This is a genomic window from Paenibacillus silagei, from assembly GCF_017874735.1.
GTDB lineage: Bacteria > Bacillota > Bacilli > Paenibacillales > Paenibacillaceae > Paenibacillus_AQ > Paenibacillus_AQ silagei.
In genome coordinates, this window is the sequence record NZ_JAGGLV010000008.1 from 38,855 (window position 1) to 56,915 (window position 18,061).

General features: G+C 53.4%; 14 protein-coding genes. 8 read left to right on the top strand and 6 right to left on the bottom strand.

The window, feature by feature from the left end; translation table 11 throughout:
- The first annotated feature begins 69 nt into the window (after window positions 1-69).
- Window positions 70-2,376, top strand: coding sequence for a type IA DNA topoisomerase (locus tag J2Z70_RS13580; protein WP_209873685.1), 2,307 nt, complete (start codon window positions 70-72; stop codon window positions 2,374-2,376).
- Between the two features lie 84 nt (window positions 2,377-2,460).
- Here the strand turns inward: J2Z70_RS13580 and J2Z70_RS13585 are convergent, their stop codons facing one another.
- The 3 genes from J2Z70_RS13585 to J2Z70_RS13595 all read right to left on the bottom strand — a co-directional run bounded on the left by J2Z70_RS13585 (window position 2,461) and on the right by J2Z70_RS13595 (window position 5,002).
- Window positions 2,461-3,198 (bottom strand): DsbA family protein, encoded by a 738-nt coding sequence (locus tag J2Z70_RS13585; protein WP_209873688.1) that lies wholly within the window; start codon window positions 3,196-3,198, stop codon window positions 2,461-2,463.
- 109 nt (window positions 3,199-3,307) lie between these two features.
- Window positions 3,308-4,060, bottom strand: a complete 753-nt coding sequence (locus J2Z70_RS13590) for an HAD family hydrolase (protein WP_209873691.1) — start codon at window positions 4,058-4,060, stop codon at window positions 3,308-3,310.
- Between the two features lie 24 nt (window positions 4,061-4,084).
- The gene (locus J2Z70_RS13595) at window positions 4,085-5,002 is read right to left on the bottom strand and encodes an ArsR/SmtB family transcription factor (protein WP_209873694.1); all 918 of its coding nucleotides are present in this window, start codon (window positions 5,000-5,002) and stop codon (window positions 4,085-4,087) included.
- A gap of 160 nt (window positions 5,003-5,162) precedes the next feature.
- On the opposite strand from J2Z70_RS13595, the gene J2Z70_RS13600 reads away from it, so the two are divergent.
- From J2Z70_RS13600 to J2Z70_RS13620, 5 genes are all read left to right on the top strand, one after another.
- Window positions 5,163-6,323: an MFS transporter gene (locus J2Z70_RS13600; RefSeq protein WP_209874183.1), complete on the top strand. Its 1,161-nt coding sequence runs from the start codon at window positions 5,163-5,165 to the stop codon at window positions 6,321-6,323.
- A gap of 89 nt (window positions 6,324-6,412) precedes the next feature.
- Complete coding sequence (locus tag J2Z70_RS13605; RefSeq protein ID WP_209873697.1) at window positions 6,413-7,138, top strand: phosphonate ABC transporter ATP-binding protein; 726 nt, start codon at window positions 6,413-6,415, stop codon at window positions 7,136-7,138.
- A 33-nt stretch (window positions 7,139-7,171) separates the two neighbouring features.
- Window positions 7,172-8,470, top strand: coding sequence for a hypothetical protein (locus tag J2Z70_RS13610; RefSeq protein WP_209873699.1), 1,299 nt, complete (start codon window positions 7,172-7,174; stop codon window positions 8,468-8,470).
- Window positions 8,463-9,161, top strand: coding sequence for a response regulator transcription factor (locus tag J2Z70_RS13615; protein ID WP_036695433.1), 699 nt, complete (start codon window positions 8,463-8,465; stop codon window positions 9,159-9,161). Before J2Z70_RS13610 ends, J2Z70_RS13615 begins: the two co-directional genes overlap by 8 nt.
- The gene (locus J2Z70_RS13620) at window positions 9,158-10,591 is read left to right on the top strand and encodes a sensor histidine kinase (protein WP_209874186.1); all 1,434 of its coding nucleotides are present in this window, start codon (window positions 9,158-9,160) and stop codon (window positions 10,589-10,591) included. The genes J2Z70_RS13615 and J2Z70_RS13620 overlap by 4 nt, the downstream gene beginning before the upstream one ends.
- Before the next feature lie 200 nt (window positions 10,592-10,791).
- On the opposite strand, the gene J2Z70_RS13625 is transcribed toward J2Z70_RS13620, so the two are convergent.
- Complete coding sequence (locus tag J2Z70_RS13625; protein WP_209873703.1) at window positions 10,792-12,015, bottom strand: glucose-1-phosphate adenylyltransferase; 1,224 nt, start codon at window positions 12,013-12,015, stop codon at window positions 10,792-10,794.
- Window positions 12,016-12,231: 216 nt separating this feature from the next.
- Between J2Z70_RS13625 and glgB the strand changes: the two genes are divergently transcribed.
- Entirely contained in the window at window positions 12,232-14,148 is a 1,917-nt protein-coding gene (gene glgB, locus J2Z70_RS13630) for a 1,4-alpha-glucan branching protein GlgB (RefSeq protein ID WP_209873706.1), read from the top strand.
- Window positions 14,149-14,193: 45 nt separating this feature from the next.
- On the top strand, window positions 14,194-15,630 hold the full coding sequence (glgA, locus tag J2Z70_RS13635) for a glycogen synthase GlgA (RefSeq protein ID WP_209873709.1): 1,437 nt from the start codon (window positions 14,194-14,196) through the stop codon (window positions 15,628-15,630).
- A gap of 87 nt (window positions 15,631-15,717) precedes the next feature.
- Here glgA and J2Z70_RS13640 read toward each other — a convergent pair whose 3' ends face one another.
- Window positions 15,718-16,089, bottom strand: a complete 372-nt coding sequence (locus tag J2Z70_RS13640; protein ID WP_209873711.1) for a nuclear transport factor 2 family protein — start codon at window positions 16,087-16,089, stop codon at window positions 15,718-15,720.
- Window positions 16,082-17,845 carry an alpha-glycosidase gene (locus J2Z70_RS13645; protein WP_209873713.1) on the bottom strand — a complete coding sequence of 588 codons (1,764 nt, stop codon included), beginning with the start codon at window positions 17,843-17,845 and terminating at the stop codon, window positions 16,082-16,084. The genes J2Z70_RS13640 and J2Z70_RS13645 overlap by 8 nt, the downstream gene beginning before the upstream one ends.
- Between the last annotated feature and the right edge of the window lie 216 nt (window positions 17,846-18,061).

The following is an 18,061-nucleotide window of genomic DNA, read 5'->3' on the forward strand; positions in this document are numbered from 1 at the left end:
GGTCCAGGAATGGTATAATAGACTACTGGACAACTTTTGTAATGAACCAAGGGTAAGGAGCGATTATTGTTGAAGACACTCATTATTGCGGAGAAACCGGACATGGGGCGGAATATCGCCGCCGCAATAGAACCGAAGGCCAAAAACTACCGTTCCTATCTGGAAGGGGAGCAGTACATCATCACCTGGGCGATTGGGCACCTGATTGGCCTGGCAGAGCCCGAAGCCTACGACAATAAATATAAAAAATGGAACATTAATGATCTGCCGATCATTCCCGAGGAGTTCAAACTGCTGCCCAATGCACGCACCATGGATCAGCTGAAGGTGATCGGGGAGCTGGCGAAGCGCAGCGATCTGCTGGTGAACTCCTGCGATGCCGGGCGTGAGGGCCAGCATATTTTCTCATTAATCCAGCGTTACCTGGAGCTGAACCAGCCGGTGAAGCGGCTGTGGATCTCCGACCTGACGCCGGAGACGATCCGCAAGGGCTTCCAGGAGCTGAAGGACGGATCGGAATACGAGAATCTGACCAAAGCGGCCCGGGCGCGCAGCGAGGCGGACTGGCTGATCGGGATGAACGGCTCGCGCGCTTTTACCACCAAGCATAATGTGCTGCTCTCTGTAGGCCGGGTGCAGACCCCGGTGCTGGCGCTGATCTATGACCGTCAGAAGACCATTGAAGCGTTCTCCTCGCTGAAGTTCTTTGAGGTGGAAGGCCATTTTACCCAGAATGAGCTGACGTATAAGGGAATGTGGCAAGGCGACCGGTTAACGGATGGTGCGAAGGCAGAAGCGCTTGCGGCCAAGGTCAAAGGCAAGCCCGCCCGGATTGTTCTCTATGAGGTCAAAGAGACCAAGGAATATCCGAATAAGCTGTACGATCTGACGCTGCTGCAGCGTGAGGCGAACGGGAAATATGCCTTCTCCGCCAAAAAAACACTGGATATCGCCCAGGCGCTGTATGAGAAGCATAAAGTAATCTCGTACCCGCGTACGAACTCCAACTATGTCACCGAGCAGAATATTCCTGAAATGCACAAGACGCTTTCGGCCCTTCAGGGCACGCAGTACGACGATTGGGTGAAGGGTGCGAACCGTAACCTGGTTCATAAAGGCAACAAGTTTATCTGTAATCCGTCCAAGGTCGAGGATCACCATGCGATTCTGCCTACGAACCGTAAGGCGAACGGTCTGAGTGCGGACGAGGCCAAGCTCTATGATCTGATCGTGCGCCGCTTCCTCTCCCAGTTCTATCCGGCAGCGGAATATAAGGTGCATACGGTGATGACCGAAGTGGAAGCCGAGAAGTTCAAGACTACAGTCAAGGAGCTGCTCAGCCTCGGCTGGAAGGTGATTTACGCAGACCAGAAGAAGGACAAGTCCAAACCGGCCAAGGGCAAAGGCAAGGAGGACGAGGAGGAAGAAGAGCTTGAGGTGAACGAGCCGTTCTCGGTTCAAGCGGAGGGTGAAGTGATCTGCAGCGATGCGGTTGTGAAGGAGAAGGATACCCAGCCTCCGAAGCATTACACGGAAGGAACCTTGCTGAAGGCGATGGAGAGCGCAGGCAAGCAGATTGAGGATGAAGAGCTGCGCGATGCCATGAAGGATTCGGGGCTGGGCACTCCGGCGACGCGGGCCGCTACGATTGAACGGCTGAAGAATGTCGGCTATGTGGAGATGCAGGGGAAAAAGATCGCCATCACCCAAAAGGGGCGGACGGCGGTTGAACTGATCCGCGGGGCTGGCGTAGAGCTGCTGACCTCCCCGGAAATGACCGGGCAGTGGGAGCGCCGCCTGAATGAGATCGCCCGCGGCACCGCAGCGGACGGGCAATTCATGGAGAACGTCAAGCGGTTCGCTTCGATGATTGTGGACAAGGTCCGCGTGCAGTCGCGCGCCGCTAAAACCTCCTTCGAAGGGGATACGCCTTCGCTGAACAGCGGCAGCAAGGGCCGCAGCTCCGCAGCTGCGCCGCGCAAATCGGCTGGCAGCAAGGCGGCTGGCAGCAAAGCGGGTGACGGCCAAGCGACAGCCCGGCCGGCAACGTCCAAACCGCGCAGCGCGGCGTCTGCCGCTGCCGGGAAGAGCGGGGATGCCGGGCCGAAGGTCATCGGCAGCTGCCCGCGTCCAGGCTGCGGCGGCATGATCTTCATGGGCCGCAAGGGCTACGGCTGCTCTCATTATAAGGAGGGCTGCGCCTTCGTGATCTGGAAGGAGAATCACGGGCGTACACTCACCGATACCCAGGTGAAGGCTTTGATTGAGAAGGGCCGGACCGGGAAGCTGAAGTTGACCGGTGAGGACGGCGCGCCGCTTGAAGGCAAGCTGGTGCTGCAGAATATGGATACCGGCCAGCTGGCCGTGGAATCATAATTCCTAAATACCAAAAGCGCCCCGGCCAGATTTTCATGGCGGGGCGCTTTGTTATAGGATAATGAGCTTCACCTGCAAGAAAGATTACGGGGATTCATTCAAAGCCGCTTCAATGGCGGCACTTAAGCCTTCATAGGAGGAATCCGGCAGCAGGACGCCGTTCACCATGAATTTCGGTGTGCCGTTGACGCCATAGGCTCCGGCGATTTTGAAATCCTCTTTGACATCGTACATATACGTATGGTTCTTCAGATCCTGCTCAAAACGCTCTTGGTCGATCCCTGCAATATTGTCCTTCACGAACTTAAGGATGAACTTCTGGGTTGCCCAGATTTTGCTCTCATCGCCCTGGCTCTCGTAGAGCTTGTGGAGATACTCCCAGAACTTCTCATTATTCTGCTGATAGATAGCTTCCCCCGCACTGGCGGCGAGGTAAGAGTCCCGGTCAATGAAGGCGAAGTTCATGAAGTAGAACTGGACTTTCCCGCTGTCTACGTAGTCTTTGATGAACGTATCCAGGTAGGAGGCGGTCCAATTTTTGCAGGCAGGGCATTTGAAATCGGCGAATTCAATCACCTTCACCTTGGCGGATTCGCTGCCCAGATGCGGCTGCTTCTCGTATTTCAGCCCGTCCACCACGATCTTGCCCTTCACATCGGTGTAGTTGGGGAGATTATCGAGCGCCTCAGTGCCGGACGATTTGCCCTGTGTAAGGAAGAAGGCAAGAAGAGCGATCAGCAGCACGGCAATCACTGCAAGCAGCATAGGGAGCAGACGCCCGTGATTCGGGGTATTCCTGGAACGGTTAGCTTTGTTATTCATGGCCAGCCTCCTGCACGATGTGAAAATCTACTCAAATAGTATAATCATACCGGCGGCAGGCTGCCTATGCCATTTGTAACAATTGCCCGATTCTGATGGTGCAAGTCAATCAGCCGTGATGCTCCCGCAGCGCAGCGGTGCGGATCACCGGAGGCACCTCGTGAATGGCAGAGATGGTCAGGACGGACTGCTGCATCTCCCGTTCCAGCTCAATCAGATTGTAGAGCCACTCATTCGGCTGCTTCAGATAGATGCTATTGATCCCGGCAGTCAGCGCGGGCAGTACATCTGTACGCAGGGAGTTGCCGATCATCCAGGTGATTTTACGGTCGAACGGATAGGTGGTCAGGATATTCTCAAGCGCCTCCACATTTTTGTGCTGGCGGATATAGATGCGGTCATCGAAATAGGCGTCCAGCTTCATTTGGGCGATTTTGCGCTGCTGGATGGTGTCGTCGCCGCCGGTATAGAGATAGAGGGAATGGCCGTCCTGCTTGAGGGTATCCAGCGTCTCTACCATGCCGGGATAAGCTTCCACCTCCTGGTCGTACACACTCAGTCCCAGCTTCATCAGCTGCCGCTCCTCGAAGGCATCCGGCTTGCGGTTATATTTGCTGCAGAAGTAACGGTAGGTGGCAATCAGCGATTTCGGGAAATTGTCGCTGGCCAGGCCGCTTGTGCTAACGGTCTCGACATCGATCTCCACCTGCTTGCTGCGCAGTTCGCCGATGGTAGGCTGGTAATCGCTGAACCAGTCAGACATCAGCTCGAAATATTGTCCAAGGATAAGGTCAAAATACTTATTGCAATGCACCAGGGTATCGTCGAGATCAAAGATCACTTGTTGGGTCAAATACTTCATGAGGTTCACTCCTAAGTTGGTCTGTTAGATACGGATGTAGGACTCCAGAAACATCTGGAGCTCCGAGGCCCCGTCAGGACGTATGCTGTAGCGTTCGGTGCCTTCACCGCGCAAATGGACCCGCAGAAGCCCGGCGACTCTTAGACTAAGCAGGTGATGCATCAGCATCTCCCGGGACAGGCTCAGCTCGGACTGCATCTCCCACAGTGTCTTCGGTTCGTTCGCTACGAAGCGCAGCAGTCTCAGCCGGGTAGGATCAGAGAGAGCCTGTGTTAAACGAAGCAGCACCGTTGGAGGCTCCTCCTCATTGTCTGAGGGGACATCAACCGGATATTGCACCAGCATCAGGTTCTTGAAGAAGCAGTACGTGTTGATCGGCCGGTTATGCACGGTAGGCAGCAGCACAATCGTCTTCAGTCCGGGAATGTCCTCAATGACAATTCCGCCGGAAGCATATTCGATCAGCGGGACCATGTCCATTTTGCTTTCCAGCATTTTTTTCTCAGAAGCGTCTTCAATCAGCAGCGGCAGCAGGGTATGCTCCACATGGCGGAAATAATGCTCATACCATATCCGCAAAAGAGGCGTATATCCGTTCTTGATCCGAGCGCATTCCTCGGCCGTGAATTGATGGAAGAAAGGCTCGGTCCGCCGGAGGCAATCCTCCAGAGACAAGCTCTCCAGCTCAGCCAGGAACTGCAGCACCTTGGAAGCCTCGCCCCGGCTGTAGGCCCAGGCGTAGAGTACATCATAATCTTCGAACGGCCACTCGGCGGCCTGCTTCAGTGCAGCCAGCTGTGTGGGGGTGAAGCGGCCATCCACATCCCGGATCCAGTCGGTGCCGATGTCCAGATTGGAGGTCCATTTCTTGGTTACATATAACATGAAACTGTCCAGCAGTTCGTATACGGGGGAAACATCAATGTTCAGTTCATACTTCATTTAAGCCGGGTCACCTCCAGAAAATCAGTCACTTCTATATATTATCTCTTGTTTTGAAGAGGGTTGTCTACTATAATGTTCGGTGTTTGCCGCATGGAGATCAGGTTCCGTTCATCAATGAATTACATAGGAGGATTTATTTGTGTCAGATTCTATACCGATGCCGCATGGACAGAGCGGTAGAATGAATTATTCGATTTTGATTGCCGTGATTATTCTGGCAGGGCTGAGCCAGGGGATGCTGCTGCCGGTCTTATCTATTCTACTGGAGCAGGAAGGCGTATCGTCCTCGCTGAACGGACTTAATGCGGCTGCCTTGTATGTAGGCTCATTTGCCATGACCTTGATTGCAGAAAGGGTACTTGGCGCCATCGGCTTCAAGAAGCTAATCGCCGCGGGTCTCGCGCTGGTGCTGGTATCACTCCTGCTGTTCCCGCTCCTTACCGGCGTGAAGGTCTGGTTCGTGCTCCGCGTGCTGGTCGGGATCGGCGATTCAGCAGTGAATTACGCCGCGCAGCTCTGGGTGCTGCTCATGACACCGGCGGAGCACCGTGGACGGAACCTGTCACTCTACGGGATGTCCTACGGACTGGGCTTCAGCCTCGGACCGCTGGGCATCAGCCTGCTGCGGTTCGGGCAGCCCGCACCGTTCCTGATTACAGCCCTGCTGTTCGTAATCGTGCTGCTGATTGTGGGCTTCAAGCTGCCTGACTCGCGGCCGGAAGCTATGGATCACAGCGAAGGCCAGGCGAGCAGATTCGGCCGGAGCTACCGGCTTGCTTGGTATGCGCTGATTCCGGCGCTGCTATACGGCTATATGGAAGCCAGCCTGAACAGCAGCTTCCCGGTATACGGGCTGCGCACCGGGTTCAGTGCAGACCAGATTGCCGCCTTGCTGCCCTTTGCAGGCATTGGAGGCCTGCTGCTTCAGCTGCCGCTCGGCATATGGAGCGACCGTTATGGCCGCAAGGCCATCCTGATTGCTGCGGGGACAGGAGGAGGCCTGGCCTTCACGCTGCTGCCGCTTACCGGCGACCATGTCCTGCTCACCCTGCTGGTGCTGATGGTGGCCGGGGGGCTTGTCGGCTCCTTTTTCTCGCTAGGATTAAGCTATGCCGCCGATATCCTGCCGCGCAAGCTGCTTCCCGCTGCCAATGTAGTCGCTTCCTTCCATTATAGTCTGGGAAGTATTGCAGGGCCGGGCATCGGCGGGCTGCTGCTGCAGTTCGGCTGGGGCGGCAGTGTGTTTGCCGTAATGGGCGGCCTGTATATTGTATTTGGGCTGGCAGGGTTATTGTTCTCGCCAGGGAAGAAGATATGAGGTAGAATAAGAACGAATGCTCGCATGGAATTTGATCCCGCTTTCAGAGTACACTATAGAGTAGAGTCGAAGACAGGAGAGGCTGACCTATGATTACAGTTGAACATTTGGCCAAAGCGGTCGGGGAAGATAAAACACCGGTACTTCAGGATATCGGATTTCAATTAGAACCGGGAGAATTTGTAGCGCTGCTGGGACCCAGCGGCAGCGGGAAGTCAACGCTGCTGCGCTGCCTGGCCCTGCGCGAGAAGTGGGACAGAGGGAATTTTAGGGTAGATGGGCAGGATATTATGAAGAGCCCCTTCGCCGGCAAACGCAAGATCCGCCGGGAATGGGCCTATCTGGAGCAGAACGCGGAGCTGAATCCGAACCGTACTGCACTGAAGAATGTGCTGATCGGACAAGCCTCCCAGACGCCGCTGTGGCGGATGGCTACAGGCATGGTCCGCTCAGATGATTATATGGGGGCGATGGACCAGCTCGATCTGCTGGGTCTGCTGGACAAGGCCAAGCTGAAGTCCGGCCAGCTCAGCGGCGGCGAACGTCAGCGTGTGGCGATTGCCCGGGCATTGGTCCACGGCGCCAAGGTCATCCTGGCGGATGAGCCGGTGACGGGCCTTGACCCCAAGACTGCGGAGAATGTGCTGGAGACCCTCCGCAATCTGTGCAAGGAGACAGGCCTTACCGTGCTTACGGTGCTGCCGATCGAGCTGGCCGAGCGTTATGCCAGCCGTCTGTGGGTGCTGGAGGACGGAAGAATTAAGCATGATGTCAAAGGACGCCGGCTAACCTCACAGGAGCGGCTGCATCTGTGAAGTGAGGCAAGGCGTTCAGTAAGGAGAGCGTAAATGAAGTTGAATATGCGTGTGCGTCTACTGGGAGGAATTGCCGCAGCCGCCCTGTCGCTGTTTGCCCTGTCGGGCTGCACCTTCATCAGTGATCCGGTATCCCAGATGAGGGTGCCTCAGCTACCCGCTGACAAGGCTTCGCTGATGGCCGCCATTAACTCTTCTCTGAAGGCGCTGGATGGCACCTTGACCCGTCCGGCCAATGATGATAACAGCTCTATTTTTACAGAGGACCTGGACCAGGATGGCGTGATGGAGACGCTTGTGTTCTACCAGAACAAGAATGAAGCCGTGGTTAATCACGGAATGATTCTGGAGAAGCAGGGGGATACCTGGGTCAAGAAGCTTACGTTCGATGGTGTTGGCAACAATCTTGATTCTGTAGATCTTAAGGATGTAACAGGTGACGGTAAGCTCAACATTATTGCCGGGTATTCCCGTGGGGAAGAGAAGGGCATGGTCGTCTACAGCTATTCCGGGGGAGTGCTGGAAGAGATTTTAACGAAGCCGTACACCAAATACATCATCGATGATCTGAATGAGGATGGAATCGCGGATATTACCGTGGTGTATTTCAAGCGTAATGAATTCGCTACAATAACCACCTACCAGTACAATGACAGCTTCAAGGTGCTGGATCAACTGGACGACCTGGACCCTTATTTCAATAATTATTACAATATTGTCTCAGGAAAAGTAGCTGCGAACAAAGAAGGGATTGTACTGGATTCTGCCGTGGATTCTCACTCAGCGTATACAACAGTGGTTGTAATGGAGAATAACAAGCTTCGTGTCGCTATTCCAGGGGATGCCAGCACCTTCAAGGACCGCAAAATTGTCAGCGAGGATATTGATTCGGACGGAATTATTGAGATAGGGATGCTGGTTCCCCCCAAGGGCTGGGAGTATTTCGATCCGGAGACCATTCCGTATTTCAATTCCTATTATAAATGGGACGGGAAAGACGGCCTGACCTTCAGTACCCAGCTCTATAATGATCCGCTCGACCGGTTCACGATTAACTTCGCCCCCGATTGGCTGGAGCGGGTGACTGTGGACACGAAGTCGGTTCAGAACAAATCGCTCAAATTCATTATGACGGATACCGGAGAGACGGTCGCCGAAGTAACATTCTTCTCGCCTGCGGAATGGGACAATGCGAAGAACAACGGCTGGAAGCTGCTCGGCCGCGATCTGGATAAAATGATCGGTTACCGGGGAGGACTGGAACAAAATACAATCGGAGGAGGAGACGGGCGAATTCAATCCTCTATTGAAAGGAAGGGAATCAATGAGTAAAGTACTGATACTGGAGGACGAAGAGTCTATCCGCAGTTTTATTGTTATTAATCTGAAGCGCAATGGCTTTGAGGTGCTGGAGGCGGCGGATGGCCATGAGGCGCTGCATAAGCTTACTACTATACATGATATTGATATCGCCCTGCTGGATGTGATGGTACCAGGCATCGACGGTTTTGAGGTATGCAGACGCATCCGGGAGACCAATGAGCGGCTGGGAATTATTTTCTTGACGGCCAAGGTACAGGAGCAGGACAAGGTCTATGCGCTGTCGGTGGGAGCAGATGACCATGTCAGTAAGCCGTTCAGTCCCACTGAGCTGATCGCCCGTATCCAGTCGCTGCTGCGCCGGGTCAATGTTCACCGCGAGCAGTCAGCCAAGGTATCGTTCCAGTCGGGTCCGTTCACATTAGATCTGATCTCCAAGCAGTTCAAGCGGAGCGGGGAAGCCATTGAGCTTACGCCAACAGAGTTCTCGCTGGTGCAGTTCTTCCTGGAGAAGGAGAATACGCCGCTCAGCCGTGACTCCCTGCTTGATCATGTCTGGGGCAAGGAATATATGGGGGACCCCAAGATTGTTGACGTCAATATCCGCCGGTTGCGCCAAAAAATTGAGAATAATCCATCGGAGCCTGAATACCTGCAGACGGTGTGGGGACACGGCTATAAATGGAAAGGCCAGGTACAATGATCAAGAAGGGGATGCGCAGACAGATCGTACTGCACTATATTCTTGTAGTCTTTGTAGCGCTTCTCCTGGTTGAGACAACCTTTCTGCTGGCGATCCGTACCTATTATTACGACAGCATCTACACCAAGATCACTACACAGATTAGTGCAGCTGAAAGTATGGTTAAATATGGAAGCTTAAACGGCACATCAGCGAACCAGTTGCAAGGGTTACTCGAATTGTTCAATCTGGAAAATACAGAGCTGGAGGTCCTGACGCTTAAAGGAGATATTATTACCAGCTCCACCGGGTTTCAGCCGGACCGGACGATCACCACCAGTGATGTCCCAGAGGCGGTGGGAGGCAGTACAGGACGCTGGGTGGGGCGGCAGGCCGGCACCAATGAAAGTGTCATGGCCGTATCCAAGATGGTGCGGATCAACACTCATGATTCCTATGTCCTTCGGTATCTGTCCTCGATGGAAGGCGTAAATAAAGATCTGCTTAATTTGACCCTGCTCTCCCTTGCCATCGGTGTAGCAGTCCTCACCATCGTGCTGCTGCTCAGCTTCGGGCTCGCCAATTCGATTGTGCGTCCGCTGAATAATATTACGGCCGTGTCGGCGCAGATGGCGAAGGGCAAGTTCACGACCCGGATCAAAGGCGATTACCGGTACGAGATCGGCGAACTCGCTTCAACGCTCAACTATATGGCGGACGAGATTGTCCGCAGCAACCAGATTAAGGATGATTTCATCTCCTCGATCTCTCATGAGCTGCGGACCCCGCTGACCAGCATCAAGGGCTGGAGCGAGACCCTGGTCTCCGGGGGCTACGACCCTGAAGAGACTAAGCTTGGGGTCGGAATTATCTCCAGGGAGAGTGACCGGCTGATCGGGCTGGTGGAGGAAATCCTCGATTTCTCGAAGCTGCAGCAGAACGAAATGAAGCTGTCGATGGGGCAGGTGGATATTAAGGTTCTGCTGCAGGAGACGCTGCTCAATATCTGGGCCAAGGCCGAGAAGAAACGGATTCATCTGCTGCTGGAATGTGAGGAGACGATTTTCATCAAGGCGGATGCCAACCGCCTCAAGCAGGTCTTCCTCAATCTGGTGGATAATGCGGTGAAGTTCTCGCCGGAGGATTCCAGTATCGTGCTGTCGGCGGAGCGTCTATCCGGTACCGAGATGGCTGTCACTGTCCGTGACAGCGGTATTGGCATTAGTGAAGCGCACCTGGCCAGAGTACGGGACCGCTTCTTCCAGGTCGATGCCCTTAACGGGGGAACGGGCCTCGGGCTGGCGATCTCCCAGCAGATTGTGGAGCTTCATAACGGCAAGCTGGAAATGGACAGTGAGCTGGGCAAGGGTACCCAGGTTACCGTCATTCTGCCGCTTGATGACAGCCAGCAGGGGAATGCCCGTCCCAGCAACTCACCGGTAACTTCATAAGCAAGCCAAGTGGAAACGGCTTTGGCGTCCTTACAGGGACGGCACCCGTTTCAGCGAGAAATATAAGGATAAGTTATCGTGTGAAACATATAATTTCTTATATTTATACAAAAGGGATACAGCTATCATCCGGACAGACCGGAGCTGTATCCCTTTGTATGTAGCAGCCCTATGGGCTGAACGATTGTGCTAAACGATTGTTATGAAGGCATTCCTTCCGCACGCAGACGGCCGGCCTTCTCATAGACCTCCTGAAGCAGGCGGGCAGGCTGGGTACGGACCAGCGGCTTGGCAGCTACAATCTCATGCGGGCCGACAACCACAATGTTGTCTGCACTGCCTTTGATCACAGCGCCGTCCTTGATCACAGCACCTTCACCGATAATGGCGTGTTCAATCAGAACACCGCGTCCAATACGGGCACCGGGCATTACCACACTCTGCTTGATTCTGCTCTGCTTGCCGATCTCTACACCACTGAAGATGACCGAGCGCTGAGGGCTGCCTTCGAGCTGGCAGGTCTCGTGAATCAGGCAATCTGCTGAAGCCGCTTGTTGAGTGCGGGGTCTGAGCGCAGTCAGCTTGGTCCGCTGTGCACGGCTGTACATCGGCCAGCGTGAATTATCAAGCTGGAAGCCGTCTTCTTGCAGGAGATCCATATGAGCTTCCCAGAGGCTGCCAACTGTACCCACATCTCTCCAATAGCCCTCGAAGCGGTAGGCGAACAGTTCATCACTCGCATCCAGCATAGCTGGAATGACATCCTTGCCGAAATCATGACCGGACTCCGCATTCGCGGCATCCCGCAGCAAATGAGCCTTCAAGTACGCCCACTCGAACAGATAAATACCCATGGAAGCCAGATTGCTCTTCGGAGCCTTCGGTTTCTCGGCAAATTCGGAGATCTTGAAATCTTCATCCACGTTCATCACGCCGAAGCGGCTCGCTTCATCCCAAGGAACCTCCATAACTGATATCGTTGCCTTCGCAGACTTGGCGATGTGATAATCGAGCATTTTGCGGTAGTCCATGTGGTAGATATGGTCTCCCGACAGAATAAGTACATGCTCCGGGTTCTGGCTGTCAATATATTCAATATTCTTATGAATAGCATCGGCGGTGCCTGTATAGCTGTCTCTGCCTTCAATCCCAGAAGGGAGCAGTCTTACACCACGGTCACTGCGGCTGTGCAGCCCCCAGGGCTCACCTTCACCGATATGCTGATGCAACGATTCTGCTTCGTACTGAGTCAGTACTCCGATGGTATCAATCTTGGAATTCACACAGTTGCTTAGGGGAAAATCAATAATTCGGTACTGTCCGCCGAAAGGGACTGCAGGCTTAGCCATGCTGGAAGTCAACGGGGCTAATCTGCGGCCTTCCCCGCCTGCCAGGAGCATGGCGATACATTCTTTCTTACTCATGTGTTATCCCTCCCATTTTTTTGTCAATGCTTGTAATATACACGCAGAACAAGCGCTTGAAACGACATAGGTGAATTATATTGCTGCATATCTGCAAAAATTACATGTTTATTTTCAATATTCAGAAATTGCCCGGACTTCTCTCAAAATCATTTTCAAAATCTATATATTCGGGTAATGTAATAGGTGCATCCTATATCCTAAGGTGGTGATGATTTGGCCGATTTACCAAAAACAGAAAACCTCCCGTCCGCTGAAGATATTTATCTGTTCCATGAGGGCACGAATTATCGCAGCTATACGATGCTTGGCGCGCACATTGCCGTCCAAGAAGGGCAGGCCGGCGTTCGCTTTACCGTGTGGGCTCCTCATGCGGCATATGTAGGACTGGCGGGAGATCATAACAGCTGGGATGGAACATCCGATCTTGATACGTTATATAAGATACCCGATTCAGGATTTTGGAGTCGTTTTTTTCCGGGAATGGAGCCGGGAACTTTTTACAAATACAGGATTACAGGAGCAGATGGTACAAGCTTCCTCAAAGCAGACCCATATGCCTTCCACGCGGAAGTTCGCCCGGCAACAGCATCCGTTGTAGCGAATCTGGACGGATACAAATGGGGGGATGCTGCTTGGAGGCGGAAGAGTAAAGGTCCGTATCAGGCACCCATGAATATTTATGAAATGCATCTGGGCACCTGGCGGCAAAAGGAAGACGGCGAACTCTATACTTATCGGGAGATCAGCAGTCTGCTGATTCCTTACCTGAGCGAAATGAGCTATACCCATGTGGAGTTTATGCCGCTCGCTGAACATCCATATGATCTGTCCTGGGGCTACCAGGGAACCGGTTATTTTGCGGCTACCAGCCGCTTCGGAGAGCCGCAGGATCTGATGTATCTGATCGATCAGCTGCATCAGGCCGGCATCGGGGTTATTCTGGACTGGGTTCCTGCCCATTTTGCCAAGGATGCTCATGGCCTACGCCTGTTCGACGGTTCGCCGCTGTATGAGTATGCTGATCCGATGCTGGCGGAGAAGCCGGGCTGGGGCACCTTGTCCTTCGATTTCAGCAAGCCGGAAATCTCATCCTTCCTGATCTCCAATGCCTTGTTCTGGTTCGAGAAGTATCATATTGACGGCATGCGCGTGGATGCGGTTACGAGTATGCTGCGGCTTGATTTCGAGAAGGAACCCCATCAGTACCGGACGAATGAGCATGGCGGGCTGGAGAATCTGGAGGCTATCCGGTTCATTCAGCAGCTCAACCAGACGATTTTCCAGTATTATCCGAAGGCGCTCATGATGGCGGAAGAATCCAGTGCCTGGCCGGGTGTAACCTCGCCGGTGCATGAAGGGGGCCTGGGCTTCAACTACAAATGGAATATGGGCTGGATGAATGACACCTTGGGCTACATAGAACGGGATTTCGATTCGCGCCCTTATCATCATAATTTGTTGACCTTCCCGATATGCTATGCGTATGCCGAGAACTATACACTTCCGCTGTCGCATGACGAAGTAGTGCACGGCAAGAAGTCGCTGCTGGACAAAATGCCGGGGTCCTATGAGCAGAAATTCGCCGGTCTGCGCCAGCTTCTGGGGTATCAGATCAGCCATCCGGGCAAGAAGCTGCTGTTCATGGGCGGAGAGTTCGGGCAATTCATAGAATGGAAGGATCAGGATCAGCTTGACTGGCTGCTGCTGGATTATGAGAGCCACCGGCGGATGCAGGCCTATACAGCTGCGCTGAATAAGCTATACCTTGCCGAAAAAGCGCTGTGGGAGCTCGATCATGACATGACGGGCTACCAGTGGATCGATGCCGATGACAGCGGGCAGAGTGTCGTATCCTATATCCGCAGAGGCAAACGTCCGGTAGACACGCTCTTGATTATTATCAACTTCCAGCCGGCCGAGCGCCGCCATTACCGTATCGGCGTGCCGCGTCCGGGTGTTTATGAAGAGTTATTTAGCTCGGAGAGCAACGAATACGGCGGATCGGGCTTCCATAATGAGCCGCTGAAGAGCACCAAGACCGAGTGGCATAATCAGGTGAACAGTATAGAACTGACCCTGCCGCCACTTAGCTTCTTGGTGCTTAAGAAGTCAGGCCGCAAGACCGTTTAAGGGCAGGAAGTGTCCGAATAAGCCACTATATAAGGGGGAGATGGAATGAAAGTATTATTTGCTGCGGCGGAAGCCCATCCATTTATCAAAACAGGCGGACTGGCCGATGTCATCGGCGCTTTGCCGAAAGCCCTCAAGGCGGCCGGGGTCGATGTCCGGGTAATTTTGCCCAAATACAAAGGAATTCCTGAGAAGTATTCCGCTCAGATGGAGCATGTCGCTACTCTGGAGGTCCCGATTGGCTGGCGCAATCAGTATTGCGGGATCGAAAAGGTGGTATTTGAAGGGATTCCCGTCTATTTCATCGACAATGAGTATTACTTCGGCCGTGACGGAATCTATGGCTATATGGATGACGGCGAGCGGTTCGCGTACTTCAACCGGGCGGTGCTGGAATGTCTGCCGGCCATTAGCTTCCAGCCGGATGTAATCCATTGCCATGACTGGCATGCTGCGGTGGTTCCGCTGCTGCTGCAGGCGCATTACCGGCATAATCCGTTCTACAGTGAGATGCGTACGGTATTCACCATACATAATCTCCTGTATCAGGGAGTCTTCCCGTATACCGTGCTGGGTGAGCTGCTGGGTCTGGACGACAGTTATTTCCTGGGCGTGGAGTATTACGGGAATGTGAATTATATGAAGGGCGGGATTGTCTACAGTGACCATGTCACCACCGTCAGCCCGACATATGCCGATGAGATCCGGACCCCGTACTACGGCTATGGTCTCGATGGTCTCCTGACTGCGCGCTCTGACGCGCTCAGCGGCATTGTGAACGGAATTGATACCAAGAGCTATAATCCGTCCAGTGATACGGCAATCTTCACCAAGTACCGCTCTAACCTGGCCAAAAAAGCCGAGAACAAGCTGGGACTCCAGCAGGAGCTTGGATTGCCGGTGGCCCCTTACATTCCAATGGTAGCTATGGTTACGCGTCTGGTGGATTCCAAGGGACTGGATCTGCTAACCCGTGTGCTGGATGAGCTGCTGTACTACGATGACATTCAGTTCGTGCTGCTGGGGACGGGGGATGAAGTCTACGAACGCTGGTTCCGTGAGGCGCAGTGGCGTTATCCGACCAAGCTGTCGTCACAGATTACCTTCAGTGATGCCTTGTCCCGCAAAATCTACGCCGCCAGCGACATCTTCCTGATGCCGTCCAAATTCGAGCCTTGCGGCATCAGCCAGCTCCTCGCGCTACGTTACGGCAGCATTCCGGTGGTCCGTGAGACAGGCGGGCTGAACGATACCGTGCAGGCATACAACGAATATACCGGTGAGGGCAACGGCTTCACCTTCAAGGATTATAACGCCCATGATATGATGCATACGCTCCGCCGCGCCGTATCGTTCTACCACAAGCCCGAGCACTGGAAAAAAGTAGCCAAAAACGCTTTCTCCGGCGACTACAGCTGGAACGTATCCGCTCAGCAGTACATTGATATTTATAACAAGATTACTGTGGCTGCGGAGGAATAGCATTCTTGCTTTTGCTTTAAAAAAAGGCACTCACCCGATCAGCATGAACCGGGGAGTGCCTTTGTGTGTTTATGTGTAAGCTCAAGCTCAGCTATAAGGATAATAATGCGGTATTTTCGATTGAAATTCCTTTAGACTCACGATTTGATTCTCAGCGTTAAATTCAACTATGGAGACTCCGTCAAACGCATCGTTCACTGCATCATACTCATACTTAAAGTACCATTCAACCACAGTCATATGGCCTTGATGGATGAATTGCTTGATTGTCCAGCTCAATACGGTTCCGCGTGTATTCCAGTCCTCGAACCATAATAACAGGGTGCCTAATCCCCGATACTGAGGGCCGTAGCTTTCGGTGTAGACGATGTTCGGATCGAAGATGGTGCTTAATATAGAGTTATCCTTGTTGATCCATGAATCGAAATATTGTCTGATCCGCTGCTCACGTTCAATCATTAGATCCCACCTCCACAATATGCCGGAACAGAATCCGGTACTCGTACGGCTCCAGTGCCACATTCATCATCCCGCGTTCCGGGGCTACTGCTTCGCCGGTCAGCGCATCCAGCCAGTCACTGGTCTCCATCGGGTGGCTGAGCGTGCGTTGCTGCGGTGAATTGTTCATCCAGACCGTGAAATGGATCAGCTCATCTGCGCGCTCATAGACAATGCACGGGTCATGCTCACAGGCCTGAAGAATCCGGAAGCGGCCTTCACGAAGCGCCTTATGCTCCTTGCGCAAGCTAATCATCATCCGGTAAAAGTCATACAGCTCGCGGTCCTGCTTGCCCTGATCCCATTCCATACATTTGCGGCAATCCGGGTCCTCGTAGCCGGTCAGGCCAATCTCATCGCCGTAATAGATGCAGGGGGTGCCCATGAAGGTGAACAGGAAGACGACCGTCAGCTTCAGCTTCCGTTTGTCTTCACCAAGCACGGTGAGCAGGCGGGGGGTGTCATGGCTGCCAAGCAGATTGAAGACCACCTCGTTCGTCTGCTGCGGATAACGCATGAGCAGGCCGCCGATCCGGTGACCGAAGGTGATGCCGTCCATCCCGCCGTTGAAGAATTCCAGCACCGTCCCCGAGAAGGGATAGTTCATCACCGAATCGAACTGGTCGCCGAGCAGCCAGGTTAAGGAGTCGCTCCATACCTCGCCGACGATGTAGGCATCCGGGTTCGCGGCTTTGACCACCTTGCGGAAATCGCGCCAGAAGTGATGGTCCACCTCGTTGGCCACATCCAGCCGCCAGCCGTCCACCTTGATCTCCTTGATCCAGTATTCGGCCACCTCCAGCAGATAAGATTTTACTTCATGATTGGCGGTGTTGAACTTCGGCATATTGCCGTAGAAGCCGAACGTGTCATAGGTGGGAATACCGTCCACAATCTCAGCCGGAAAAGAGTTCACATGGAACCAGTCCCGGTAGACGGAGTATTCCCCTTTGGCCAGCACATCCTGGAAGGGCGGGAACTGATCGCTGCAATGGTTGAACACCGCGTCAAGCATGACGCGTAAGCCCCGTCTGTGGCATTCCTCGACGACCTGCTTCAGCAGCTCATTATCGCCGAAATGCGGGTCAACTCTCCGGTAATCCACAATGTCATATTTATGGTTGGAAGGGGAGACGAATAGCGGCGTGAAGTAGAGGGCGTTGACGCCCAGCTCCTGCAGATCATCCAGATGGTCCAGCACGCCCTGAAGGTCCCCGCCGAAGAAATTATTCAGCTCAGGCTTGCCGCCCCAAGGCTGCGTGCCTTCCGGATTAATCAGGGGATTGCCATTCGCGAAACGCTCGGTCATGATCTGGTAGAATACGGCATCCTTTGCCCAGGGAGGAACCCGGAACAAGTCGATCCCGTGGATATAGGGGAATTCGTAGAAGTGATTCGGCGGCGGAGGACACTCAGAGCGAATACCGTTATCGAGCAGATAGACCGTCTCCATACCCTTACTTACGCGAAAAGTATAGCTAAGCCGCTTATATTTGGGCCGGACCGCCGCTTCCCAATAGTCGAATTTGTCATCGGAGGCGGCCTTCTCCATGATAATGTCATAAGAGGTATGCTGCCAATCATACTTGTCGCCGGTGAGGGCGACTACGTAGTCCACATCATCACGTTTGGTGCGCACACGCAGATGAATCGTTTCAGTATCATAGGCATAGGCCCATTTGTCACGGGGAACATGGTACATCGCTTCAAGCAGCATAGTAGCACCTCCTGTAAGTTGGGTGGAAGCTGTAATGATTCGTGCGGCATTTGGAGATAATCTATAGTAGATAGTATTATATACCACCTTCATAGGATGTGCATTTTTTTGTCGCCGTAACAGGTTTTTGTCACAAAATCGTCTTTGCATATTCATGCGAAGTGATTTATAATAAGTCGGTCCATGGGACGGATAGAATAGAGAATATAAATAGAA